At 59.7% G+C, this 23180-nt stretch carries 24 protein-coding genes and 1 tRNA gene; 16 read left to right on the top strand and 9 right to left on the bottom strand.

The window, feature by feature from the left end:
* Positions 1–5: 5 nt before the first annotated feature.
* A complete protein-coding gene (locus tag BM399_RS01825) occupies positions 6–710 on the bottom strand; it encodes a hypothetical protein (protein WP_092863397.1) in 705 nt (234 codons plus the stop codon).
* Positions 711–972: 262 nt separating this feature from the next.
* On the opposite strand from BM399_RS01825, the gene BM399_RS01820 reads away from it, so the two are divergent.
* On the top strand, positions 973–1419 hold the full coding sequence (locus tag BM399_RS01820) for an Hsp20 family protein (protein ID WP_092863394.1): 447 nt from the start codon (positions 973–975) through the stop codon (positions 1417–1419).
* Positions 1420–1559: 140 nt separating this feature from the next.
* Positions 1560–1847 carry a BQ00720 family protein gene (locus BM399_RS01815; RefSeq protein ID WP_092863391.1) on the top strand — a complete coding sequence of 96 codons (288 nt, stop codon included), beginning with the start codon at positions 1560–1562 and terminating at the stop codon, positions 1845–1847.
* 129 nt (positions 1848–1976) lie between these two features.
* Here BM399_RS01815 and BM399_RS01810 read toward each other — a convergent pair whose 3' ends face one another.
* A complete protein-coding gene (locus tag BM399_RS01810) occupies positions 1977–2951 on the bottom strand; it encodes a complex I NDUFA9 subunit family protein (protein ID WP_092863388.1) in 975 nt (324 codons plus the stop codon).
* Between the two features lie 206 nt (positions 2952–3157).
* Between BM399_RS01810 and BM399_RS01805 the strand changes: the two genes are divergently transcribed.
* Positions 3158–3243: transfer RNA gene (locus tag BM399_RS01805), tRNA-Leu, on the top strand.
* A 912-nt stretch (positions 3244–4155) separates the two neighbouring features.
* Here BM399_RS01805 and BM399_RS01795 read toward each other — a convergent pair.
* Genes BM399_RS01795 through BM399_RS01775 form a run of 5 tightly spaced genes read right to left on the bottom strand, consistent with a single transcriptional unit; the run spans position 4156 to position 8411 of the window.
* Positions 4156–4944, bottom strand: coding sequence for a sulfite exporter TauE/SafE family protein (locus tag BM399_RS01795; protein WP_092863382.1), 789 nt, complete (start codon positions 4942–4944; stop codon positions 4156–4158).
* Complete coding sequence (locus tag BM399_RS01790; RefSeq protein ID WP_092863379.1) at positions 4941–6608, bottom strand: bifunctional protein tyrosine phosphatase family protein/NAD(P)/FAD-dependent oxidoreductase; 1668 nt, start codon at positions 6606–6608, stop codon at positions 4941–4943. The genes BM399_RS01795 and BM399_RS01790 overlap by 4 nt, the downstream gene beginning before the upstream one ends.
* A gap of 17 nt (positions 6609–6625) precedes the next feature.
* Positions 6626–7060 (bottom strand): DUF6691 family protein, encoded by a 435-nt coding sequence (locus tag BM399_RS01785; protein WP_092863376.1) that lies wholly within the window; start codon positions 7058–7060, stop codon positions 6626–6628.
* A complete protein-coding gene (locus tag BM399_RS01780; protein WP_177228016.1) occupies positions 7057–7491 on the bottom strand; it encodes a YeeE/YedE family protein in 435 nt (144 codons plus the stop codon). Before BM399_RS01780 ends, BM399_RS01785 begins: the two co-directional genes overlap by 4 nt.
* On the bottom strand, positions 7491–8411 hold the full coding sequence (locus tag BM399_RS01775) for an MBL fold metallo-hydrolase (RefSeq protein WP_092863370.1): 921 nt from the start codon (positions 8409–8411) through the stop codon (positions 7491–7493). The genes BM399_RS01780 and BM399_RS01775 overlap by 1 nt, the downstream gene beginning before the upstream one ends.
* Positions 8412–8495: 84 nt before the next feature.
* Between BM399_RS01775 and BM399_RS01770 the strand changes: the two genes are divergently transcribed.
* From BM399_RS01770 to BM399_RS01725, 9 genes are all read left to right on the top strand, one after another.
* On the top strand, positions 8496–9134 hold the full coding sequence (locus BM399_RS01770; protein ID WP_092863368.1) for a peroxiredoxin: 639 nt from the start codon (positions 8496–8498) through the stop codon (positions 9132–9134).
* Complete coding sequence (locus tag BM399_RS01765) at positions 9131–9541, top strand: ArsR/SmtB family transcription factor (RefSeq protein WP_092863365.1); 411 nt, start codon at positions 9131–9133, stop codon at positions 9539–9541. Before BM399_RS01770 ends, BM399_RS01765 begins: the two co-directional genes overlap by 4 nt.
* 529 nt (positions 9542–10070) lie before the next feature.
* Positions 10071–11156 (top strand): DNA polymerase IV, encoded by a 1086-nt coding sequence (gene dinB / locus BM399_RS01760; RefSeq protein ID WP_092863362.1) that lies wholly within the window; start codon positions 10071–10073, stop codon positions 11154–11156.
* A gap of 433 nt (positions 11157–11589) precedes the next feature.
* The gene (locus tag BM399_RS01750) at positions 11590–12045 is read left to right on the top strand and encodes a hypothetical protein (protein ID WP_143111304.1); all 456 of its coding nucleotides are present in this window, start codon (positions 11590–11592) and stop codon (positions 12043–12045) included.
* 152 nt (positions 12046–12197) lie between these two features.
* Positions 12198–13136: a phosphoenolpyruvate carboxykinase (ATP) gene (locus BM399_RS01745; RefSeq protein ID WP_143111303.1), complete on the top strand. Its 939-nt coding sequence runs from the start codon at positions 12198–12200 to the stop codon at positions 13134–13136.
* Positions 13133–13930 (top strand): glycosyltransferase family 2 protein, encoded by a 798-nt coding sequence (locus BM399_RS01740; protein ID WP_092863350.1) that lies wholly within the window; start codon positions 13133–13135, stop codon positions 13928–13930. The genes BM399_RS01745 and BM399_RS01740 overlap by 4 nt, the downstream gene beginning before the upstream one ends.
* Positions 13927–14676 carry a glycosyltransferase family 2 protein gene (locus BM399_RS01735; protein WP_092863347.1) on the top strand — a complete coding sequence of 250 codons (750 nt, stop codon included), beginning with the start codon at positions 13927–13929 and terminating at the stop codon, positions 14674–14676. The genes BM399_RS01740 and BM399_RS01735 overlap by 4 nt, the downstream gene beginning before the upstream one ends.
* A gap of 4 nt (positions 14677–14680) precedes the next feature.
* Entirely contained in the window at positions 14681–15361 is a 681-nt protein-coding gene (locus BM399_RS01730; RefSeq protein WP_092863343.1) for a glycosyltransferase family 2 protein, read from the top strand.
* A complete protein-coding gene (locus BM399_RS01725) occupies positions 15358–16812 on the top strand; it encodes a nucleotidyltransferase family protein (RefSeq protein WP_092863339.1) in 1455 nt (484 codons plus the stop codon). The genes BM399_RS01730 and BM399_RS01725 overlap by 4 nt, the downstream gene beginning before the upstream one ends.
* Positions 16813–16853: 41 nt before the next feature.
* Here the strand turns inward: BM399_RS01725 and BM399_RS01720 are convergent, their stop codons facing one another.
* Together BM399_RS01720 and BM399_RS21530 are read right to left on the bottom strand one after the other, a co-directional pair.
* The gene (locus tag BM399_RS01720; RefSeq protein WP_092866128.1) at positions 16854–18752 is read right to left on the bottom strand and encodes a potassium transporter Kup; all 1899 of its coding nucleotides are present in this window, start codon (positions 18750–18752) and stop codon (positions 16854–16856) included.
* Positions 18753–18956: 204 nt separating this feature from the next.
* Positions 18957–19166 carry a hypothetical protein gene (locus BM399_RS21530; protein ID WP_342028732.1) on the bottom strand — a complete coding sequence of 70 codons (210 nt, stop codon included), beginning with the start codon at positions 19164–19166 and terminating at the stop codon, positions 18957–18959.
* Between the two features lie 68 nt (positions 19167–19234).
* Between BM399_RS21530 and BM399_RS01715 the strand changes: the two genes are divergently transcribed.
* The 4 genes from BM399_RS01715 (at position 19235) to BM399_RS01700 (ending at position 23144) form a co-directional block, all read left to right on the top strand.
* A complete protein-coding gene (locus BM399_RS01715; protein ID WP_092863336.1) occupies positions 19235–20422 on the top strand; it encodes a metallophosphoesterase in 1188 nt (395 codons plus the stop codon).
* Positions 20423–20518: 96 nt separating this feature from the next.
* Positions 20519–21394, top strand: a complete 876-nt coding sequence (locus tag BM399_RS01710; protein WP_244531025.1) for an ABC transporter ATP-binding protein — start codon at positions 20519–20521, stop codon at positions 21392–21394.
* Positions 21391–22182: an ABC transporter permease gene (locus BM399_RS01705; protein ID WP_092863332.1), complete on the top strand. Its 792-nt coding sequence runs from the start codon at positions 21391–21393 to the stop codon at positions 22180–22182. Before BM399_RS01710 ends, BM399_RS01705 begins: the two co-directional genes overlap by 4 nt.
* Positions 22183–22196: 14 nt before the next feature.
* Positions 22197–23144, top strand: coding sequence for an ABC transporter substrate-binding protein (locus BM399_RS01700; RefSeq protein WP_092863329.1), 948 nt, complete (start codon positions 22197–22199; stop codon positions 23142–23144).
* Positions 23145–23180: the final 36 nt, after the last annotated feature.

Below are 23180 nucleotides of genomic sequence, written 5' to 3'. Positions count from 1 at the left end.
GCTGGCTATTGCTTGGCAGCCCATTGATCTTTGACTTCGTCGCATCGCTTCGTGATGAACTCGTTGACTTCCTCGACGATGGAACTCGATAGGATGTTCACGGTGTTGTCTGCCGCGGTCGCGGTCCAAAGCGCACTTTTGATCAGCGTAGGCGCTTCGATCTTTCCCCACTGAGCCTGCGCCTTGATCGCCTTCCCGTTCTCGAACGTCACTTTCGGAGTCAAATCGAACGAGAAATCCGTCGCGCCCTTCTTCTCACTTGCAATCGAGCATGTGACCGTATGCTTGACGAAAACCACCTCGGCTTTCGGCTCGGTCATCGCCTTCACCAGATCGCCCCGGTTGACGCTCAAGTCTGTCGAACAGTGGGCGCCATCGTAAGGCCAGGTCACCTTCAGTTTGCCGACGAGCTTCACAAGCTGTTCCTTGCGCCAGCTTTTGATCACATGGCAGGCGATGTCGCTTCCCGAGGCAGCTTTCGAGTGGAAGGCTTTGCACAGATCGACCTTGCAGGCCTGACGTGACGCCTTCTCCGCCTTTTCTTCAGGGGTAAGCGGCCCGTCGGGATCGCCGAGGACCTTTCCGGAATCCGAGGCTTTCGCGGCATCGGCTGGTGCCGTCGCCGGCTCCTCTGCGGCGGCGATTGAGCATGCGAAGGGAACGATCGAAAAAGCAAAAGCCGACGCGAACAGCACGGACGCGAATTTCATGAATCCACCTACCCGGAATAAGACCCTATTGGCCCCGGCTCCTTGGCCATGGCCCCAAGGCGGGACGAAGGCAAAAAGCCGGCTCCACAGCGTTTTGAAGGCGCATGAGGCGCCCGCGACACTGCCCACCCCCGATCACGCTTGAAGACCGGTTCGACACCCCCATATCTTGAGTAAATCACCGGGCAACGATGCCGGTGTACCGGGTGGCCCGAAAGGGCATCCGGCGGGAATAGATGGTCGCTTGGCTGAGGACCTTCAAATGACACGCCTAACCGCACTTTCGAACCCCTTGCTTCTGGGTTTCGAGGAAATCGAACGGCTGGTCGACCGGGCCGCCAAGGGTGGCGACGGTTATCCACCTTACAATATTGAGAGGATCGCCCGGGATGGTGACGCCGGCGGCGAGCTTCTCCGGATTACACTGGCGGTGGCCGGATTTACGCGCGACGAGCTGGAAATAACGCTCGAAGACAAACAATTGACGGTTCGTGGCAAGCAGCAGGACGACAAGGCACGCGATTATCTCTACCGGGGCATCGCTTCCCGGCAGTTTTCGAGAACGTTCGTCCTGGCTGATGGCATTGAAGTGAAAAGCGCCGAGCTTTCCAACGGGCTGTTGGCCGTCGATTTACAGCGCCTAGAACCAGAGCGCCTTGTCCGGCGTATTGAGATAGGGACGGCGAAGCAGATCAAAAGCCGGACCTGAGCTGAGTCTTTCGCGTCACAGCGCCGGCGGCCGAATCGTCGGAGGATCGGAGCACACTCGCAGAAGGGAAGGCAGCAGGAGTGCCACACCTTTCCGAGCTGCGATGAGAGCCCGGCCTCGACACAAGGAGGAAGAGCGTCATGAACACTAAGACCACCGCAAAAGCTACCGAAGTCCACGATCTTGTAGGACCCGTCATGAGCGAGCTGGAGCTCGCACGGCTTGGCGGCGGCGAGGTCGCATACATCAAGACGCTGACCTCGGACGAAGCGATCGAGATGTTCCCGCAGATCGAAGGCCTCCCGAAGGGCATTCCGCTTTTTTCGCTTCACGCAGCCGACGGGACGCCAATCGCGCTGACCGACACCCTGCAAGCGGCCATTGGACATGCTCAGGAAGACGAGTTGTCGATCGCACCGCTGCATTGAAAAACGACGCGAAGACCCTCTAAATGCGAAGAGCCGCCCAATCCCTTGGGTGGCTCTACTTTTTTGTCACGACACCGCGGCGAGCGGCCCCAGAATGCTTCGGTCAAGAACGCTTCAGTCGAGAATGCTTCAGTTGTGATAATGGGCGTATTGGCCCTTCGGCTTGAACCGCTCCAGATAGTCGGGAACGATCCCATCGATTGATGCCGGCCGTTCGACGCCCAGCGCCTCAATTGTGCGCCCTTCTTTTTTCGCAGCTTCCGAAACAACGTTATCCGACTGCAGCAGCCGGACCTGATCGAGCGTTATGGGACGCAGCGAATTCGGGAGCGGCGAACTCAAGATCGCCATGAGCTTCGCCACCCCAAACGGAATGGGCAACAGGAGCCGCCGGCGATCCGCATAGCGAAGCGTCACCTCGAGCAGATCCCTGAAAGTGAAAATCTCCGGGCCGCCTAGTTCATAGATCGTGCCCGTCTTTCCGGCACCCGTGGCAGCATTGGCAGCGGCCTGCCCGACGTCTCCCACGAAGACCGGTTGGAATTTCGTGCCCCCGCCCCCGATCAGCGGAAGAAACGGGCTCATGCGCGCCATCGATGCAAATCGGTTGAAGAACTCATCCTCCGGACCGAACACGATCGACGGCCTCAATATCTGCGCGGTGGAGAATTCGGCAAACGTCGCCCGCTCTCCCTCCGCCTTCGTTCGCGCATAACGCGAGGCGGACGCTGCGTCCGCGCCAATCGCCGAAATATGGACAAGTCGTGCCGCCCCCGCTTCCTTGGCGGCTTTCGCAACACGCGCCGCGCCCTCGGCGTGCAAGGCTTCGAAGGTCTGTGCGCCGCTTGGCGCTAAAATTCCGACGGCGTTGATGACGACCTCGGCGCCTTCCACGGCCCGCGCGATCGAATCGGCAAAACGAAGGTTCGCCTGAACTCCGTAGATCTGCCCGACGACGCCCATGGGTTGCAGATAGCCCGCGAGATCGGGCCTGCGAACGGCGGCACGCACCCGGTAGCCCTTGCGGGCCAACGACCAGACGATGTAGCGGCCGACGAAACCGGAGCCTCCGAAAACCGTCGCCAGCTTGCCGTTTTCTGCCATTCCGAAACCTCGATGCTGCAGCCGCGATGGGCTCAATTGCTGGCTGCAGGTCTAACGATCCAAATTGACGCTGTGAAGCCTGTCGGACTGCCTCATGCCGAGAGTTGATGGCCGAGGGTGATGGCCAAGGTTGATGGATTGTCTCACCCCGCTAACTCGTAACGCAATTGACTGCGGCGCTCGCACAATCTACCTGACACGTCGGAGCCCAGATGGCGGAATTGGTAGACGCACTGCTTTCAGGTAGCAGCGCTCACAAGGCGTGGAGGTTCGAGTCCTCTTCTGGGCACCACTCAACACAAATAATTTTTATAACTAATTGATTTTACAAGAAAAAATATCATAGCCAAGCACAACATTTGACGGGATTTTCCAAGCCGCTCATGACTTGCGAGTTTCCTGAACACGGGCTCGGCACTCTGAACCATCGGATCAAGTTCGTCGGTCTTAGTGGCAGCCCACATAATCCAATCATCGAGACTACGCCCTGCGACTTCGATTGATTCGTCGGCAATCGTTCTGGACAGCGAGCGCAGAAAGCGGCGGACCAAAACCGCCTTTGGATGGCGCTCGGCCAACTCCACCAGGGCTTCATAGATCTTCGGATCGCAGCGCGCGGCGAAACTGCCGACCTGAAGCGCATCCAGCTTCTTTAATCCGTCAAGGACGCGCAGGAGCTCGGCATCAAGCTGCGACTATAAATGTTCTCGGCGCGCCCGCGCGGCGCTTCGTGCTGCAATCAGAATGACATTCGCAGTCCTCCAGACGCATGCCTCCGTCTGTCCAATCCGCGTACGCGGTAGAGGCTTTTGCGGCTGATCTGCCGGCGACCCGATCAACCGGCTCAAGCGACGCCTCGATGATCGTCCCCTGATATGTGAAATGAAATTCCGGGTAGCCAAGTGAGTCAGGCACGACGCTGTGCTTCTCGACGGCAAAAAAGATGGCATCGAACTTCGCAAGAGCTTGGAATTCGTCGATGAGCCACTTCGTTACGAGCTGTCGCAATAGGCCCAGAGACCTCGGCCTTAAGCTTGCCTTAAGCTGGCAAGAGCTCATGACACCGGCGCTGGCGCCGCCACTGCCAACGCAACAATCCGACGCTTTGTGTGAAGCCCGCTAGGGTACCCCCCCGTCCTCTAGCGGCTTTACTCCGTCACCGGTTCTTCGGAATCGGTGGCGGAGCGCCTCATGCTTCCTCTCGCTACGATCCGATCGCGGGAAGACTTTTCCAGATCATGTATGCGGCGACGACGAAGATGAGGACCGCGAATACGGTCGTGAGCAGGCCCCGCTCCTTGGCTAGGTGCCGGGCAACGTGGGTGCCGGCCCATCCTCCAGCGACGCCGCCGGCGATGAATAGGAGTGCGAGCGGCCAGTCGATGAGGCCGGAATAGGCATAATTCATCGCGGTCGTGAGCCCGAACGCTGTGACGGCAATTAGCGACGTGCCTATCGCGTTCAGGATCGGCATCCCCGTCGAACCAACGAGACCCGGCACGATGAGAAAGCCGCCGCCAATCCCGAAGAACCCGGAGAAGAGTCCGGTGCCCAGGCCGTAGCTGAGAACCTTGGGAGCTTTGTCGCGATTGCATTCGGCGCCGGGGTTGCCGGGATTGCCACGCCCCTTCAGCATCAGAACACCGATGAGCACCATGACCATCGCAAACAGAATGAGAAGCTTGTGGCCATCAATGGCCTTGCCCATGGTCGAACCTAGCAGAGCCCCGACGATGCCGGAGGCTGCATACATTCCGCCGCAGCGCCATTTCACTGTGTGCGCGCGGGCATGACCTATGAGTCCCGTCGCAGCATTTACGGCGACGGCGAACGCGCTCGTTCCGATGGCGATGTGCGGGTTGGCAACGCCCACGAGGTAGACCATCAGCGGCACTGCGAGTATCGATCCACCGCCACCGACAAGGGCAAGTGTGAAGCCGACCAGCGATCCCGAAGCGGCGCCGAGGAAATATTGCAGAGGCTCGAGCGTCACACCGGCTCCTCAATGAGGTGCGGATGAACCATCCATTCGCGACCCTTGAGCATTCCCCGCCAATAGATCGGCGGCAGCAGTCTCTCTTTGAGGAACCACGCGGCGCGGCTCGGGCGCGTGCCGTCGATCAGCCAAGTGGGGAAGCTTGGAAGCAGCTTGCCGCCATATCCAAATTCCGCGAGCACGATCTTGCCGCGTTCGACGGTGAGAGGGCAGGAGCCATAGCCATTGTAATCGGCGGCTGGTTGTTTGCCCTCCAGGACAGCCAGCGCGTTGACCGCAACCACCGGCGCTTGTTTGCGGGCCGCGGCAGCTGTCTTCGCATTGCTCGTTCCCGCCACGTCGCCCAGGGCGAAGACGTTTTGATAGCGCACGTGCTGGAGCGTCGCCTGGTCGACTTCGATGAAGCCACCGGGACCCGCGAGCGGGCTGCTGGCAACGAACTCGGGCGCCACTTGGGGCGGCACGGCATGGAGCAGGTCGAATGATCGCTCGATGCGTTCTGTGGAGCCATCGGCGGTCTTGCGTTCGAGGGTCGCAATTTTCCTTTGGCCATCGACTGCCACCAGCTTTGATTCCAGGCGGAGGTCTATGCCGTATCGTTCGATGTAGTTTTTGAGCGCAGGCACATAGGCCGGAACACCGAAAAGCACTGCGCCGGCGTTATGAAATTCGACGTCGATATCCTGAAGCACGCGGGCGTCGCTCCAGATGTCGCACGACAGGTACATCGCCTTCTGCGGTGCGCCGGCGCATTTGATCGGCATCGGCGGTTGAGTGAAGAGCGCGCGGCCGCGACGGAATTCTCGTACCAGCCGATACGTGTAGGGGGCCAGATCGTAGCGATAGTTGGACGTCACGCCGTTGGAGCCGAGTGCTTCAGCAAGACCCGGGATGGCGTCCCAAGCGAGCTTGATGCCCGGGGCCGCGACGAGCACGTGATATTTCACGATGCGCCCATCAGCGAGCTGGACCTGGTTCTGTTCAGGCAGGAACCCGGTGACGGCCGCCTTGATCCATTCGACGCCTTTCGGAATGACGCTCGCTTCGCTGTGCCGCGTCTGCTCGGGCGAGAACACGCCGGCACCGACCAACGTCCAGCCCGGCTGATAGTAATGGGTCTCTGCAGGATCGATGACGGCGATCGAAATTTTCCGGTTGCGCTTGCGCAGGCTCGCCGCTGTAGAAATTCCAGCCGATCCGCCGCCGACGATGAGAATGTCGTAGGTCATCGGGCGGGCTGCTTTAGCGCGTCGCTCGAGCGACGGCATGATGGATCTCAGGTCGTAACCTGCACGCCTGGCGGTTTCGATCGTGATTGCAGGCTCTTTCGGGTCGGAATCGGCTAGCGCCCACAGCGTCGCCGAACGCGTGCCGCTTCGGCAGAATGCCAGTACCGGGCGAGGGAGATGCGCGAGTGCATCCCGCATCGCGTCGGCATCGTCGCTCGTGATCTTCCCCGCGACGACCGGTACATGCGCGAACGCCATGCCGTTGCTTTCGGCAACGTGGGATATGTCCGACGCAGTTGGCTGCCCCCGCTCTTCGCCGTCGGGCCGGTTGGATACGATCGAGCGGAAGCCCATTTTTGCAGCTTCGGCAATGTCTGCTTCCGTCAATTGCGGCGCGACCGAGAATGTCGGGCTGAGTTCCTTGAAGGACATGAAAAAAATCTCCTGCTTTACGCTCGGCTCAGGCTTCGCGCTGAAAAAATGAAACTGTGCAGTCGCATGCCCGCAGCCATGGCTAATACAAAGAGGAGCGCCGACATTGGCTGGACCGCGAGGGCTGCTATCCCGGGGCCAGGACAAATGCCGGCAAGACCCCAACCGATTCCGAAAATCGCCGCGCCGCTGATCAATCGCCAATCGACGTCGCTCGTCGAAGGAAGATGAAAGTCATTCGACACAAGCGGCTTTCGGAGGCGCTTCGCTACCTGCCAAGCAACGGCCATCGGAAGCAGCGCACCGCCCATGACGAAGCCCAAGGTGGGATCCCAATTGCCAGTCACGTCGAGAAACGCGCGAACCCTCGCCGGATCGATCATTCCGGATATGGCGAGACCCGCGCCGAAGAGTACGCCGCTGAGCAGGGCGAGTACGTTCTCTCTCGTCATGGAGATAATCCCAGCAGTCGCATCATCGTGACCGTGATCACGCCTGCGCTCATGAAGGTGAGCGTCGCGAAGACGGAGCGTTTTGAAAGGCGGGAAAGGCCGCAAATGCCATGCCCACTCGTGCAGCCCGATCCGAGCTGCGTGCCGAAGCCGACGACCGCACCCGCGATGAGCAGCACGGCGGGAGTGGGGAAGTTGGCGTTCACGCCGACGACGAGCTCGACCAACCCGGCCCCGATGGGCAAGCCGATGATGAAAGCCCACGCCAGCTGTCGCGGCGTTTTACCGGGCGATATGGCTAGCGCCCGTGCGAACAGCCCGCTGACGCCGGCGATGCGCCCGTTGCCGAGCAACATGATTGCTGCGGCGAGGCCGATGAGAAGTCCGCCGACGAGGCCCTCTATCGGGGCAGCTTGAGGAAAGCCCGGCATCACAGCACGTTCAGCGGTAGTTTCAGATAGCGCGTTCCATTGTCCTCAGACTCGGGGAGGCGCCCGCCGCGCATGTTGACTTGGACCGAAGGCAGAATGAGCTTGGGCATCGAGAGCGTCGCATCCCTGGTCGTCCGCATGGCGACGAATTCGTCTTCGCTCACGCCTTCGTGGACGTGGATGTTGCTGGCGCGCTCGGCGCCGACTGTCGTTTCCCAGGCATATTCATCGCGTCCATCAGCTTTGTAGTCGTGGCAGAGGAAAAGACGCGTCTCTTCCGGCAGCTGCAGGAGGCGGCGTATCGAGCGATAAAGCTGACGCGCATCGCCGCCGGGGAAATCCGCTCGGGCGGTGCCGTAATCAGGCATGAACAACGTGTCGCCCGTGAAGACGGCGTCACCGATGACATACGCCATGTCGGCTGGCGTGTGTCCCGGCACGTGGAGCGTAATCGCCTCGATCTCTCCGATCTGAAAGCGGTCGCCATCGGCGAACAGCCGATCGAATTCTGATCCGTCGCGCTCGAACTCGGTGCCGACGTTGAAGATTTTTCCGAAGACGTTTTGGACGCGAATGATCTCGCGTCCGATCGCCAGTTTGCCGCCGAGCGCATTCTGCAGATACGGCGCGGCCGAGAGGTGATCGGCGTGCGCGTGCGTTTCCAGCAACCACTCGACCTTCAACCCGTTGGAGCGAACATAGGCAATGATCGCATCTGCCGACTTCGTGTCGGTACGGCCAGCCGCCTGGTCGAAATCCAATACGCTGTCGATGATCGCCGCTGCACGGGTGGCAGGATCATGCACGACGTAACTCACCGTGTTCGTCGGTTCGTCGAAGAAGGCCTGAATCGCGGGTTTCACTGCGGATTCGCGCGATCTGCGGATCAAGGCGTCGGCTTGACTGACAACGGGGTCCATGGGCTGTAACTCCTATGATTTCATAAATTATGTAATTGTGTATTTTTCTTGCGTCAAGTGGGAGTGCTGTGGCAAGCAGGCGCTATGGAAAACACAGTAACGACGGGCGCTCGGCCTCTCCGAATTGGGGATTTGGCGCCCAATTTCCGGGCTCGCACGACGCAGGGCGAGGTGACCCTCGATCAGTTTCGCGGGCGATGGGTGGTGTTCTTTTCGCACCCCGCCGATTTCACGCCGGTCTGCACCAGCGAATTCGTCGCCTTGGCCAAGGCGGCGCCGCGGTTTGCCGAGATGGACTGCGACCTGCTTGGATTGTCCGTCGACAGCCTGTTCTCTCACGTCGCGTGGTTGAATGCGATCAGGGAGCTATCCGGTGTCGAGGTTCCGTTTCCTGTCGTCGAGGATCCGTCGATGGCGATCGGGCGTGCCTACGGGATGCTCGATGAAGAAGCGGCGGATTCGTCTGCCGTTCGCGCGGTCTATTTCATCGATCCCAAAGGGATCATTCGCGCCATGAACTGGTATCCGATGAGCGTCGGACGATCCGTCGAAGAGATGCTGCGCATGGTGGCGGCGCTTCGGCGGTCGCAGAACGGAGACGCACTCACGCCCGCCGATTGGCAGCCCGGCGATGATATTCTTGTTCCGCCGGTCGTTCCGCAGGGCCGCTTGACGGCGGCTCTACCGCACGACTGGTTCTATCGTTTGAAAGCTGACAGATGAGCGCGCTTTTTCAGTCTCGTGAACTCGCGGATACCGCGACCGAAAAAATTCGTGTCTTCGCACAGCCGCAGCGTCTGATGATCCTTTCTTATCTTCTCGGCGGCGAGCGGGGCGTAGCGGAGATCGAGAAGGCAACGGGCATCGGTCAGCCAACGCTCAGTCAGCAACTTGCCGAGCTTCGCCGTGCGGATCTCGTCGTCACGCGCCGCGAAGCCAAGCTGGTCTACTATCGCCTTGCGAGCGACAGCGTGATGCTTTGCGTGCGTACGCTGGAAGCGATGTTTGGGCGTGATGAGATCGTCGGGCTGACAGAAGAACAGCCTCAGCCGAGCCAACGTGCCGTCAAAGCCGAGACTCCGGCTGTGGAGCCTTCAACCGGAGCGGCGGCGTTTGCGAGGATTATTTAAGTGACCGCGCCTTGAACCGATAAAGCAAAACGGAACTACTACCCGCTTTGCGACGGGCCCTACTTCATCTGCATTGCCCTCACGACGAAGCAGAAACGGGATTACTGGCGAGCCTGTCGACACCAAATCTGAGCGCACCGCGCGCGATCGGGAAGTCGACAAGCGCGTCATGAATCTAGATCTGAACGCGTTCAGCCTTATCCGTGTGGTTGATAGCAACACGCGGCTCCGGCGAGCCACGAGGAGATTTGCGCCGAAGCCAATGATCGGCCTCCAGAGTTGGAGCTCGTTCACGAGGCCATCATTGAAAATGATCCAATAGCCTATCAGCGGGATTAGAATTACTTTCAGGAGTGCCGTCTTCGCGCGTCGCAACAGACGAGCTTACGCTAGGGCTGGGTTCCTGCGCTGGAACGCGTGAAGATATCCCGCACCATGACGCGGTCTTCTCTTGGCACCCTCGATAACGGAATGGCCCGGCCACATTGTCATCCTCGGCTGGCACCGACGATTGTGCTAAACTTCCGCCATGATCGAAATCGCCGTTCGCAAAATCATTCATGTCGACATGGATGCCTTCTACGCCTCGGTTGAGCAGCGAGATAATCCCGAGCTACACGGCAAGCCGGTTGCCGTCGGTTATGGCGCCAAGCGCGGCGTCGTCGCTGCCGCGAGTTACGAAGCACGCGCGTTCGGCGTGCGCTCCGCCATGCCCTCGACGACGGCGCTGCGGCAATGCCCCGATCTCATCTTCGTGCCGCCGCGGTTCGAGGTCTATCGCGCCGTCTCGCGTCAAATCAGGGAAATCTTCGCCGCGTACACGCCACTCATCGAACCGCTTTCGCTCGACGAGGCCTATCTCGACGTCACGGAGAACTTGCGCGGGTTGCCGACCGCTTCTGCCACCGCATCCGAAATTCGCGCTCGCATCCTCGCCGAGACGCAACTAACTGCATCCGCCGGCATCTCCTATAACAAATTCCTCGCCAAGCTCGCCTCCGACATGCGCAAGCCCAATGGGCAATTCGTCATTCCGCCCCAGCTTGGCGCGAAATTCATCGAGAGCCTGCCGGTCAAGAAGTTTCACGGCGTGGGGCCGGTGACGGCTGATAGACTCAACGGGCTCGGCATACACACTGGCGCCGATCTTCGAGCGCAGAGTATCGAATTTCTTCAGCAGCATTTCGGCAGATCCGGCGCCTGGTATTACGCCATCGCGCGCGGCGAAGACGACCGGCCCGTCGAGCCCAATCGGCCAAGGAAGTCGTCGGGTTCCGAGACAACGTTTGCGGAGGATCGTATCCTTCCCGCGGAGATCGAAGCGGGAATACTCGAAATGGCCGATGACGTCTGGGCCTGGTGCGAGAAAAATCAAAGCTTCGGCGCGACCGTCACCGTGAAAATAAAATACGCGGATTTCCGGATCGTCACCCGCAGCCGCACCATATCGGGAACTGTGGCAACGCGCGATCGCCTTCACGATATAAGTTTGTCCCTCGTGCGATCCGTCTATCCGGTCACGACAGGCATTCGTCTGGTTGGCGTCGCCGTCTCCAAATTTGCATCCGACACCGACTGCCAACTTGATCTCGCTCTAGATGCGAAGCTCAGCTAGCGGACATTCTTCGAATTTGAGACCGGCGTGAATGTCGTTGGCTCGTCAAGCCGCACAAGGACGCCTGACCGTGCGGGGGCGCTACTTGACTTCCAGAAGATAGAGCGCTCACACCCACGTCGCTTTCACCTCTGCGAGACGGCTTTGCCGTCTGTGCCGTGGATCGGCCAGACCGGGCCGCGGCCGGCTATCGACAAGTGCGTCGCCGTATACTTGTCACTGTCCCAGGTATGGCGGCGTTCGTGCCCGCTGCAACGAACGGCAAGAGTAGCGGAACCGCAACGCCATGCGGCGAAATCCAGCGCGTTGTGAATATTGTGAACAATTGCGGGCAGCCACCTCGCTTTTCGCGCAAAACCGCGCCAGATGGGATCGGCCCGTCGGATGATTCAGCAACTTCGATTGGTCTGTCCAGATTCGGGGAAGATTTTAAATGGTAGTGGCTGCGGCCGATATTGGCATCTTGGAGGTCTCAACTCCCGACTGCGTCGCCAACGATTTTGACGGCGAGATCGTGGCACTGAATTTGTCGAGCGGTGTCTACTGGAGTCTGCGCGATCTCGCGGCCGCACTGTGGCGGGATGTTACGTCAGGACACAACCCAGTAGCGATCGCCGACCGCTTAGCTCAGATAAATTCAAACCTCGCTCATGAAAGTCATCTCATCATTGCGAATCTCGTGAATGCCGGCCTGTTGCGCCCGTGCGGTACGAGCCCGGTTGCGCTCGAGGGGAGCGAGACGGTGGCACGTGCCGAGGCGGGCGAAATTGCCTTCTCGGTCGAGTCCTATGAGGACATGAAGGACCTGATCCTGGCAGACCCGGTGCATGATACCGAGGAGCACCTCGGCTGGCCTGTCATACGCAACGACAATGGCGTCGGTGCATGATTGCGGACGCTCTGTCCGGTGTTGCGCAATCTGAGGCAAACCGGCCGCGCGCAGACCAACTTTTAGACGCGCTTGACTTATTCACAGCGCGACACGCTAAACGGGCCCATCAGGTCCGGGTCCGCGTAGCGGGTCTGTCCATCCGTCTCCACATGCCATCGGCCGCCATGGCCGATCTCTATGCACGTCGGCTCGGTGGTGCGATCACAACGAATACCGGGACCGATGATCTGCACTTCCATCTCGGCGAGGCACCGACGGTAGGCAGCCCCGATGCGGCAAGCCTTGCTTTCTACCAATCCCTCGGACCTGATTTCGAGCGGCTTGCCGGAGAAGCGGGCCTAATCGGCATCGTCGGCCGGCCAGACGCGTACAACAATCCAACCGAACCATGCACGCTTTTCAATCCGCGTACCGGCGTCGGCGTGCAGTGGGTGACCTCGCTGGCGCACCTGCCGCCGTGGGATGCTGGCTCGCCTTTCCGTTTGCTTATTCACTGGGCCACTGCGCAGCGCGGAATGCGCATGATGCACGCCAGCTCTCTCGTCTCGGGGCACAGGGCTATGCTGTTCGTCGGTGCGGGCGGCAGCGGCAAGTCGGGTACGACGCTCGCGGGCATCAGCTCGGGGCTTCAGACCGTGGGCGACGACTATGTAGTGGTCACGGCGGACCCTGTGCCTCGCGTCCATCGTGTCCATCAGTTGCTGAAACAGGACCCGGCCGGTATCCAACGTGTCCTTGGGCCACGCGAGTTAGAGAAGCCCTTAGCGCTGAATTGGCAGGGCAAGGTCGAAATCGATCCCGAGTTACATTTTAGGGGATGCATGGCCGAGAGTGCTGTCGTTGTGGCGCTCGTGCTTCCCCGGATCGCTCGTGCAGATCAGACGACATTCGAGCCTCTTCGACCTCAGGATTTATTCCATCACGCAGCCGCATCCATGTGGCAGCAGCTTCCGGGCGCGCAGAAATCCGGCTTCGTTTTTGCCACGGCACTGACGCGGCGCGTTCCGACGTGGCGCATGAACCTTTCCAACGACCCGTCCGAGATCAGCAGAGCGGTACGTCAGTTTCTCGATAACGGTGCGCCATGACCGCTCCCATAGTCAGCATCATCATACCGGTTTTCAACGGTGAGCGGCACCTTGGGGAAGCGCTGGCTTCGCTGGAAGAAGAGCCTGGCTTTCAGCTCGACATCGTCATTGTCGATGACGGATCGACGGATCGTTCTCTGGATATCGTCTCTGAAATCAGTCGCCGCGATCAGCGCCTGCGCATCATTCGCGGGCCACATCGAGGCGTCGCAGCCGCGCGCAATGTTGGCGTCCAAGCGGCCGAGGGCGAGTTTGTAACTTTTCTCGATTGCGATGATGTTTGCCCGCGCGGCCGTATTGCGCGCCAGCTCGGAAAGCTTCTCGCCAATCCTGAGGTAGCGTATGTCGTCGGGCAGACCCTACTGTTCGAGCAGCTCGACGATGCGCAGTGTCCGTGGCCCGGTTCGCGGAGCGTAAGCATGTTGCTGCCTACATTGCACTGTGCGCTGTTTCGAAGAGGTGTGTTCAGTCAATTCGGGTTGTTCGACGAAGAACTCGCCTTCTCGGAAGACCTGGATTTTTTCTTCCGGCTCGCCGAGCACGACAAGCAGGCGCTGGTCGAAGCCGAGATTGCCTCGCTCTACCGTCGGCACGACGGCAATATGACACGCAACGGTCGCGCCATTCGCACTTCCACTCTCCAGGTTCTCAATAAATCGATTGCCCGGCGAAGGGCGATGGGACGGCGTAAGCCGCTGGACTTGTTCTTCGTGCAGCACCAAGAGGCAGAGACTTTGTTCGGTAGGCCACCAAGCGATGATGCGCGTGACCGCTCAGAGGCAGGAACGCAATGACCGTTCAAGCTCTCCCTCGGATCTCGGTCATCATGACGACGTATAACGGGGCCGAATTCGTAGAACAATCTATAGGGTCGCTTACGGCCGAGGCCGGCGTCGATCTGGATATCGTCGTCGTCGACGATTCCTCGACTGATGGAACGCTTGCGCGCCTGCGCGATCTCGAGGCGCAGGATCCTCATATCCGCGTTTTCGCCGGGGAGAAGCGCGGCATCGCCGGATCGCGCAATGCTGGGCTGGCCGAAGTTAGACACGAGTTTCTTACGTTTCTTGATCAAGACGATCTTTGCATGCCGGGCCGTCTCGCGCGTCAAGCCGCGCTGATCCAGGGAACGCCCGGTGTAGCGGCCGTCATGGGTGAAACGCTCATGTTCCAGACCCTCGGGCCGGACCGGATGCCTTTGCCGGGCACCAACACAGCGCGCATCCTTGGTATTCAGCTCTCAGCCGGCCTGTTCCGGACCAGCGCTGTGCGGCCACTTGGGTTCGACAGCACATTCACTATGGCGGACGATTTTGATCTGATCCTGCGCCTGCTTGAGACGGATCATGAGATCGCGGTCGAACGCGAAATTGCAACGTTGCACCGGCGTCACGCCGGAAACACGTCGGGAAATATCCCGGCCCTGCGGCTCGAACTGGTCAAGGTGTTCCAGGAATCATTGAAGCGTCGCCGCGCTGCGGGACGAGTGGGACCCATCATGCATCCGCTGGTGGCAGCGATGTCTCGGGCTGGGAACTAAGTCGATGTCGGATAACGCGTATGCAGTAGTCATCCCCGCATATAACGCGGCGCGCACGTTGGATGAAGCAATCCGGTCGGTGCTTGCACAAACGGTTGCCGCCAGCGACATCCTCGTGGTTGACGACGGCTCGACAGATGATACGGCGGATATTGCCGCGAGATACGGCGGCACCGTTCGCGTTATCCGGCAAGGCAATGCGGGGGCGGCTGCAGCGACGACCGTAGGGTTGAGGAACGTATCGGCGCCGTTCGTTGCCGGTTTGGACGCCGATGACATTTGGCTGCCCGAGAAAGCCGAACGGCAATTGGAGCGATTGGCGCATGGACCACACGTCGACGGTCTGTTCTGTCGCGTTCGGCGTTTCCAGCATGGCAGCGATGATCGATCGAGCGGCGCGGTTTCCGATTGCCTGTCGCGCACCGCCATGATGTTGCGCACTTCTGCCGTTGCGGCGATCGGGCCCGTCAACGATCCAGGGGGTGCGCGTGGCCGTGGCGAGATGATCGATTGGGTCCAAAGAGGCCGCGAACTCGGATTGATTTTCGACACGCTGCCGGAGGTGTTGGGGCTCCGTCGGATCATCCCGGGGAGCTTGAGTTACGGCTATGACCCGATGGCAGATCGCGGTTATCTCGACGTTGTTCGTGCCTCGCTCGAGCGGAGGAGAGCGAGATCAACATGAGGGTCCCTGTATTGAAAGGGGCGCGGCCGGCCCCTGAGATAGATCTTCTGCTTCAAGCTTGCCTCGCTTCGCCGGACTCAGCGCGTGCGGCTTGGTATCGCTGGCTGGCGAGCCGCGAACTCGACGATGCGAGTTGGCCTGAAATGCGTATTCTTGCACCTCTTTCAGGTCGCCTGCGATCGCTCGATCCGAACTCAACCTACCGGCCTCGCATCGATGGACTCGCCAAATCCCATTGGACCCAAACCCAGGTCATGCTGGGTGAAACGCTGCCGGCCATCAAAGCCCTTCGCAAGGCCGGGATCGAATGCATGCTCATCAAGGGCGCCGCCGGATACGCAGAAGGATTCGGACCAACGGTTCGTCGTTTGATGGGCGATGTCGACATACTCGTTCGACAAGAGGATGGGCCGCGTGCCGCCAGCGTGTTGACAGGAGCAGGTTGGGAGGCCACGAACGGCGATTCTGCCCTCCTGCTGCGGCAACTCGCGCCGCTGCGTGCGTCCTCGAATTATCGTCGGGGCGTTTACGGCGAAGTCGACCTGCACACTCAGGCGTTTCACTTCTGTCGTCGCGACCAAGAACTCGAAAGCGCACTATGGCGAGATTCGAGATCAATCTCGTTCGGCGGCACTGACGTTCGCGTTCCCTCTGCTGCGGACAGCATTGTGATCAGTCTCGCACATGGCGTGGTCGGCCGCGATGGAGACTGGGCAATCGACATCGGTCAGCGCATCAACGCCGGCGCCGTCGATTGGGACCGCACGATCGAGCTTGTCGAGCGCCGAGCCTTGGTTCCATTGGCGCTCGCTGGTCTCAACTATCTGCACACGCTTGGCCTCGGTGTGCCGCAGGAAGTGCTGCGCAGACTTGCCGAGACGCCTGTCGCGCCTGGCGTCTGGTTGAAGCATTACGCAAGTATTCGCCCGAACAGACGAAAGCGCCGACTGCTGCAAAGAATTGCCGACGTATTATCATCGCCGCTCCTGCCGCGTGCCATCTACCATCGGACGTTCAAATCCGACAATTTGATCGGAGTCGCACGCGACAATCTTGGCGTTTGGTACCCGCGCCGGTGGAAGCGCATACCGCTGGCGCAAGGTCATACGGCAGCGTCGGTAGGTCATTGCATCGAAATTGAATCCGACCCGGATACAAGGGTATGCGGAGTATCGCTGCGTTTTCCGGCGAGCCGCCAATCGAGGCGAGTGTTCATCGAGGTCGTGTCCGGCGAGAGGGTCATACATCGCCTGCGAGGCCGTTTGCGCTCCCGTGCCGGAAAGCATCAAACCATGCGCTTCGAAATTCCTCTCGATGATCTGCCCCCCGGTCGGCGCATCATAACGCTTCTGGCGCGCCCCTCTGGCTATGTGTCGTCCGCGACACCCCATGCTCAGGCGGTGGCAAACGCAGCGCCTGCTTTCCAAATAGCTGATGCCTGGGCCGCTTGACATCGCGATGGCCACGCAGACGTAATCGCGGCAACATCGTCCTAAATTGCGACCTGCCTCCCGATCTCGATGAGGCGGTCGCGCGGGAAATTGAACGCATCAGAGAGGTGCATGGCGTTGCGATGCAAGAGAGCGAAGACGGCGACGAGCCATTTCGGCAGGCCGCCTCCGTCCTCTCGTGAAACAACAGTTTCGACGGCCACATAATATGTCACATCCGTAAGGTCCACGCCGCAGCCGCGCTTCGTGAGATCGTCGAGCAGTTGCACCACGTCTGGTCGCTCGAGAAATCCATAACGTGCGTTCACACGCCAGAAGTTCGGACCTTCGAGGGCGAGTGTTGCGCGGTTCGCATCATCGACCCAAGGCGTGAGTTGCGTTTCCATCGTAAGGGCGATGACCCGCTCCTGCAGCGCATGGGAATGGTCGACGTACCAACAGATGACCGGCGGCGTTTCCGTCTTCACGCGAGTTAGGAATACCGCAGACCCTCGAACGCGAGACACGCCCGCTGCGGGCAGGCCCGCAAGAAATGGCGCCAGAGGGATTGCTCGCCCCCGCAGACGATCGCGCATCGCGGTCTGCCCAAGGTGCCAGATGTACATGACGGCATAAACGGACGCCGCAAGAATGAGTGGAATATACCCACCATCAGCGATCTTGACGAGATTGGCGGCAAAAAACAGGGAGTCGACTGTCAAAAAGAAGCCCGCCACAATTGCGGCCTTGATCAGACTCCACTGCAGAACTTCCCGCATGGCGATGAACAGGAGGACACTCGTCATAAGCATGGTCGCAGAGACGGCGATGCCATACGCCGACGCCAGGTTGTCCGATTTGCGAAATGCGAGCACGAGACCAATCGTTACCAGCATGAGAAGCCAGTTGACGACACCGACGTAGATCTGGCCATAGCCTTCTTCGGACGTTTGCGTAACGAACATACGCGGCATCCAGCCTAGCCGGATCGCTTGCCGCGTCATCGAGAACGCGCCGGAAATAATTGATTGGCTGGCGATGATTGTTGCCAACGTCGCCAAGATGACGAGAGGAAGAAGTAGCGAATCCGGGCAGAGACGGAAAAAGATGTTGTCGTCGCTCGCGCCGTTATCAAGGATATAGGCGCTCTGTCCGGCATAGGAAAAGAAGAGGGCCGGAAAAACGATCCCGAACCACGAGAGACGAATGGGGGCCGCACCGAAATGGCCCATGTCAGCGTAGAGCGCTTCAGCGCCGGTAACACATAGGAACACACCGCCAAGCACCAAAAAACCGGTAACACCGCTTATTGCCAGGAAATGGATCGCATACACTGGGTTGATGGCGCCGATAACGGAAGGATGGCGGAACATCGCTATAAGGCCGAGCACCCCGATCACAACAAACCAACAAAGCATGATTGGACCAAAGGCACGGCCAATTCGCGCCGTCCCCAGTGGCTGGATAAGAAACAATGCGACGAGTATGCCGATCGTGAGCGGCAGGATATAAGGCGCGACAGCCGGCGCCGCGCGCTCCAGGCCTTCAACGGCCGACAAGACAGAGATTGCGGGAGTGATGGCGCCGTCACCATAGATGAGCGCCGCGCCGAAAAGACCTGCAGCAATGATCATCGGCCGTCTATGACGTTTAATGCCGATCAGCGACATCAGCGCTAAGATCCCCCCTTCGCCGTCGTTATCGATTTGCATCGCAACCATCACGTACTTGATGGTCGTAATGATTGTGAGGGTCCAAATGATGAGTGATAGGCACCCGAGAACGACGTCCGGATCGGATTTGCCGCCGGCGAGCGCGACAACGGTTTTCAAGGTGTATAAAGGGCTCGTTCCAATATCCCCGAAAACGACGCCAAGGGCGGCTAGACCAAGAGCGGCCAAACCGGATTGTCTCACCGGCACCTGATTGATCGCCTCCAAGCCGCCTTTTCCGGTCGTCATCGGCATCGGGTCTCGAGCCCACATTGCTTATCTATCGACTAGTGCAAAACGCGACGAAGCAGCAGTAGTTCTAAAGTTCGATGTCAGCATGTCGATGCAGGTCAGCGGCCGAACCTGGAGGCTCGTTACGAAGTTCCACCTTGGGCGCCACTGGAGTTTGCTCTCATTCGTGCCAATTTTTATCAGGGCGCGCACCGTATCGCTCTATTCTTCCGAAATAGTGCGGTCGACTTGCCAACTCGCCGCCGTCACGTGTGGCTCTAGGCTTAGCCGTCCGACGATCTGTTCAAGAGATGCGTCGTTGCGTTTTTCCGCAACTGCGCTGGCTCCCAAACGCGTGGTGCCCAGACGCGCAAATGAAAAATATCGAAATACAATCCCGCAATTCTTATTGGATACCGGCCCGGCCACCATCGCATTGATCGGCGGGAACTACGCACATCAATCGTCGGCTCCCAGATGCACTGAACTGGGGGAACGCCATGACGACACAAGCAGCTGACGCGAACGGCGAGGCCGAGACGTTCAATCTTTGGGTCTTCTCTGATGCACACGTCGCGACCGATCGCGCCGTCTCCGCGGCCATCCGCAACGGCATGGGGTTTATACCGCCGGCTGGATATCCGGAGAGCCTGGCCAACGCGCTCAAGCAATCTGAAGAGGGTGGCGAACTCGGCGGCCCTTCGTTCCCCTGGGACATCGCACTCGACCTCGGTGACAACGCCGGCCTTTGGGATATTCCTGACGACGAGCAAGGACGGGAGGTCGTCCGCCAGCTCGGCGTTCTGAAACAGCACCGTCGCGAACAAATCTATCCGGTTGCGGGGAACCACGACGCCTCGCCCGGCAGCGCCCCTTCAAGCCAGGGAAAGCCAGCAAACTGGTGGTTTCGCAAATGGGTGGACCCGGTGGGCGAGCACCCGGCGACCTCCGGCGTTGATCTGAGCCGCCGCCCCTATCAGACGGAAGGGTCTTGGGAACGCTACTCATTCAAAGTCGGCAATCTTCGCTTCCTCATGATGAGCGATCGCAACGATCTTCCCTACCCTGTAGGTCGGCAGGAGTTCGGCGGCGGATCTCCAGCTGGTGCGGTAACGGGCGAAACCTTCAGTTGGTGGCAGCAGCATGTTGAAGAGGCCCAAAGCAACGGCGAGATCGTCGTTACGGCCCACCACCACATGCTGCGAGAAACAACAGTCGCATCTGGCGACTATGAAGGCGTGTCCCGGTATCCCGATGGGCGTTACCGGCACGGCAGATATCACGGTGTCGATGGCGTGCCTGAAGGCGCATCTTATCTTTACTTCGTCGATGACGTACCGAAGGCCGAACGGTTCGAGCGCTACCTCGCGGCGAACGAAGGAAGCGTCGATATCTGGCTGGGCGGGCACACCCATACGTATCCCGACGACGTCGTCAGCGGCCGCAGTCACATAGAGCGGAAGTGGGGCACCAACTTCGTCAATTGCGCTCAGCTCTCGAAGTATCATTCCTTCGTGACTTGCCCACCGATGAGCCGGCATTTCACGTTCACGGCAGGATCAAAGCTGGTCCGCGTCCGCTGCTATCTTCACGATGATAGCTACGCGCCACAAGGTTGGTATCCTCCTTCCGAGCGCGTTATCGAACTGAGCAGACCTTTTCGGCCCGACGCACGAATTGAACAGTGATGAACTTCCTAAGGTTTGCAACTTTTCTTCGTTCACGCGCATCCCGCGCGGCCCTAGTCGTTCTGTTGTTGGACAGCAGATATGTAAAGGTGGGCAGTGGCGCGGGGTGTTTCGCCAATTCATCAACGCGCCGACTACATCGAGACGGCGCCCACTGGCCCGGCTCCGCACCTGCACGTTGTTGATCCGGTACCGTCGCATGCGCAGCAGAAGCCGCGCCTCAGCCTCGATGGTGTGACCGTCAACTTCGGCGCACGCGCCGTTTCAGCAGTACAAGATGTGTCCCTGACGATTGGAGCCGGCGAGTTCGTTGCTCTGCTGGGACCGAGCGGATGCGGGAAGTCCACTCTTCTCAACGTGATGGCCGGCTTCTGTACACCGGTACAGGGTCGCGTTTTGCTGGACGGTGAGCCGCTGACCGGACCGTCGGCAAAGTGCGGCGTCGTCTTCCAAAAGCATTCTCTGTTCCCTTGGATGACCGCTCTCGACAACGTCGCCTTCGGGCCTCGGCGTCTGGGACTCACAAACGCTCGCCAGATTGCGCAGGATCTATTGGACATTGTCGGCCTCGCTCATGTCGCGAACGAGTGGCCGGCGAGCTTGTCAGGCGGCATGCAGCAGCGGGTTGGGATAGCTCGCGCACTTGCGACACGTCCGCCGGTATTGCTTATGGATGAGCCGTTCGGAGCTCTCGATGCACAGACACGCTCTCTGATGCAGGAGGAGCTGCTCTCGATCTGGGACAAGCTTCGGCCAACCGTCGTCTTCGTCACGCATGACATCGAGGAAGCCATTTTCCTCGCCGACCGAGTCGTGGTGATGCAAACGTATCCCGGGCGGATCGCACGCGAGTTTGCAATCGACATTCCGCGGCCGCGCTCCGCGGAGGTCCTCAACGACCACGCTTTCATCGAACGTAGGCGCGAAATCACCGACGTCATTCGCGTTGAGGCCCGAAAGACGTTTCGATGACAGTCGCCCTCCAATCGTTGCGGAAGTTCAAAGGCGTCGCCGTCGCAATCACGCTCGGCGCAATTGGCCTGTCGCTCTTCGCCGGCATCTGGACGTGGGCGTCCGCCCATCTCGGCAACGACGTCCTGCTGCCCTCGCCGTTATCGGTGCTTTCAACATACGCTGAACTCATCGCGGACGGTTCACTGGCGAAAGACATCGGCGCCTCCATCTTCCGGGTCTTCGCTGGGTTCTCTATCGCCTCCACCATTGCCGTTCCCTTGGCTCTGGTGCTCGCATACTCACGCATCCTGCGCGGCTTGGTGATGCCGCTCATCGCACTGATCCGGCCGATTCCGCCTATCGCCTGGATTCCGCTCGCGATCCTGTGGATGGGCCTGGGAGATCCTCCAAGCTACTTCATCACGTCGATCGCCGCGTTCTTCCCGATATTCCTGAACGCCTTCGCCGGCGGCACGTCCCTCCAGCAGGAGCACGTCAACGCTGCACGCTCTTTGGGTGCCGGTCCCTTTGCGTTGTTGACCAAAGTGATGCTGCCATCTGCTCTTCCAATGATCGTGACTGGCCTTCGCATTGGACTTGGCCAGGCGTGGATGGCCGTTGTCACAGCCGAGCTGATCGCCGCCCAGTCGGGGCTCGGCTACATGATCCAGATCAGCCGTCTTAGCCTCGAAACCTCTCGCGTCCTCGTCGGAATGACGGTCATCGGCCTGCTTGGAGCAGTGATGATTGGCTCGCTCGGCGTGCTCGAACGCCGCTTCATCGTACCTTGGAACTACCCTCGATAAAGAAGGAAACACAGATGTCCCGTTTACGCGCTTCGGCGCTTCGCATGATGCTCGCAATACTCGCCGGCGCACTTTCCGTCGGCACGGCGGCGGCGGAAGATGCCAAGATCCGCATTGGATACCCGTCCGGCATGAACGGCCAGGTACCGGTAGTGCTCGAAAAAGCCGGCATCGCTCAGAAGCATCAACTCACCGCGGAGTTTACGGGCTTCCAGTACGGTCCTCCGATGATGGAGGGCCTCGTTTCCGGCCAGCTCGACGCCGTTGTCACCAGCTTCCTGCCACCGCTCACGCTTTCGGCAAAGGCACCCGGCAGCGTGAAGTTTGTCGCAACGCTCGGCCAGTCGAGCCATGCGCTGCTTGTTCCGAAGGACAGCTCGGCAAAGTCACTTATCGACCTGAAGTCCAAAAAAATTGGTGTCTCCGTGGGATCCGAGTCCCACCTCGATCTCATCCTGGCGCTGAAGGATGCAAAACTCGATGCGAAGACCGACGTCGAGCTCGTCAATCTGCAACCCAACGAGCTTCCGGCCGCCCTCGAGAAGGGCTTGGTTGACGCCGCGCTTATCCGCCAGCCGCAGGTTCTTCGTTTGGAAGAAAGCCTGGGCGCCAAGAAAATTCAAAGTTGGCCGTTCCGCTTCACGTCGATCGTGCGCACCGAATATCTGAACAGCAATCCTGATGCGGTGAAACGGTATGTCGAAGCCTTGAAGGACGCGGTCCTCTATATCGCAACAAATCCGGATCAGGCAGCAACGTGGTTTGCCGAATCCCAGCGCCTCGATGCAGCTGTCGTCAAAAAGCTGGAAAGCGAGAATCCGCTATACGCCGCCAAGTCACGCGATGACATCAAGATCGAAATTGACGACGGGTTCAAGAAACTCCTCGCCGAGCGGCTTGCCGCGGCGATCGACAATGGCCTCGTCAAGTCCAAGATCGATCCCGCCTCACTCACCCAGTAGGACGAGAGGGGCCGTCGTCGCGAAGACGGCGGCCCA

The organism is Hyphomicrobium facile (assembly GCF_900116175.1).
GTDB classification, from domain to species: domain Bacteria; phylum Pseudomonadota; class Alphaproteobacteria; order Rhizobiales; family Hyphomicrobiaceae; genus Hyphomicrobium_B; species Hyphomicrobium_B facile.
Note: the sequence above shows the minus strand (reverse complement) of the source record. Positions and strands in the feature narration are given on the sequence as shown.

Bases quoted from the DNA above. Each gene is read 5' to 3' on its own strand.
- BM399_RS01785 (WP_092863376.1), bottom strand. From the start codon at position 7,060: ATGACGAGAGAGAACGTACTCGCCCTGCTCAGCGGCGTACTCTTCGGC.
- BM399_RS01765 (WP_092863365.1), top strand. From the start codon at position 9,131: ATGAGCGCGCTTTTTCAGTCTCGTGAACTCGCGGATACCGCGACCGAA.
- BM399_RS01780 (WP_177228016.1), bottom strand. From the start codon at position 7,491: ATGCCGGGCTTTCCTCAAGCTGCCCCGATAGAGGGCCTCGTCGGCGGA.
- BM399_RS01725 (WP_092863339.1), top strand. From the start codon at position 15,358: ATGAGGGTCCCTGTATTGAAAGGGGCGCGGCCGGCCCCTGAGATAGAT.
- BM399_RS01745 (WP_143111303.1), top strand. From the start codon at position 12,198: ATGCCATCGGCCGCCATGGCCGATCTCTATGCACGTCGGCTCGGTGGT.
- BM399_RS01820 (WP_092863394.1), top strand. From the start codon at position 973: ATGACACGCCTAACCGCACTTTCGAACCCCTTGCTTCTGGGTTTCGAG.
- BM399_RS01770 (WP_092863368.1), top strand. From the start codon at position 8,496: ATGGAAAACACAGTAACGACGGGCGCTCGGCCTCTCCGAATTGGGGAT.
- BM399_RS01825 (WP_092863397.1), bottom strand. From the start codon at position 710: ATGAAATTCGCGTCCGTGCTGTTCGCGTCGGCTTTTGCTTTTTCGATC.
- BM399_RS01735 (WP_092863347.1), top strand. From the start codon at position 13,927: ATGACCGTTCAAGCTCTCCCTCGGATCTCGGTCATCATGACGACGTAT.
- BM399_RS01720 (WP_092866128.1), bottom strand. From the start codon at position 18,752: ATGACGACCGGAAAAGGCGGCTTGGAGGCGATCAATCAGGTGCCGGTG.
- BM399_RS01775 (WP_092863370.1), bottom strand. From the start codon at position 8,411: ATGGACCCCGTTGTCAGTCAAGCCGACGCCTTGATCCGCAGATCGCGC.
- dinB (WP_092863362.1), top strand. From the start codon at position 10,071: ATGATCGAAATCGCCGTTCGCAAAATCATTCATGTCGACATGGATGCC.
- BM399_RS21530 (WP_342028732.1), bottom strand. From the start codon at position 19,166: ATGGTGGCCGGGCCGGTATCCAATAAGAATTGCGGGATTGTATTTCGA.
- BM399_RS01705 (WP_092863332.1), top strand. From the start codon at position 21,391: ATGACAGTCGCCCTCCAATCGTTGCGGAAGTTCAAAGGCGTCGCCGTC.
- BM399_RS01790 (WP_092863379.1), bottom strand. From the start codon at position 6,608: ATGTCCTTCAAGGAACTCAGCCCGACATTCTCGGTCGCGCCGCAATTG.
- BM399_RS01750 (WP_143111304.1), top strand. From the start codon at position 11,590: ATGGTAGTGGCTGCGGCCGATATTGGCATCTTGGAGGTCTCAACTCCC.
- BM399_RS01715 (WP_092863336.1), top strand. From the start codon at position 19,235: ATGACGACACAAGCAGCTGACGCGAACGGCGAGGCCGAGACGTTCAAT.
- BM399_RS01815 (WP_092863391.1), top strand. From the start codon at position 1,560: ATGAACACTAAGACCACCGCAAAAGCTACCGAAGTCCACGATCTTGTA.
- BM399_RS01730 (WP_092863343.1), top strand. From the start codon at position 14,681: ATGTCGGATAACGCGTATGCAGTAGTCATCCCCGCATATAACGCGGCG.
- BM399_RS01740 (WP_092863350.1), top strand. From the start codon at position 13,133: ATGACCGCTCCCATAGTCAGCATCATCATACCGGTTTTCAACGGTGAG.
- BM399_RS01810 (WP_092863388.1), bottom strand. From the start codon at position 2,951: ATGGCAGAAAACGGCAAGCTGGCGACGGTTTTCGGAGGCTCCGGTTTC.
- BM399_RS01700 (WP_092863329.1), top strand. From the start codon at position 22,197: ATGTCCCGTTTACGCGCTTCGGCGCTTCGCATGATGCTCGCAATACTC.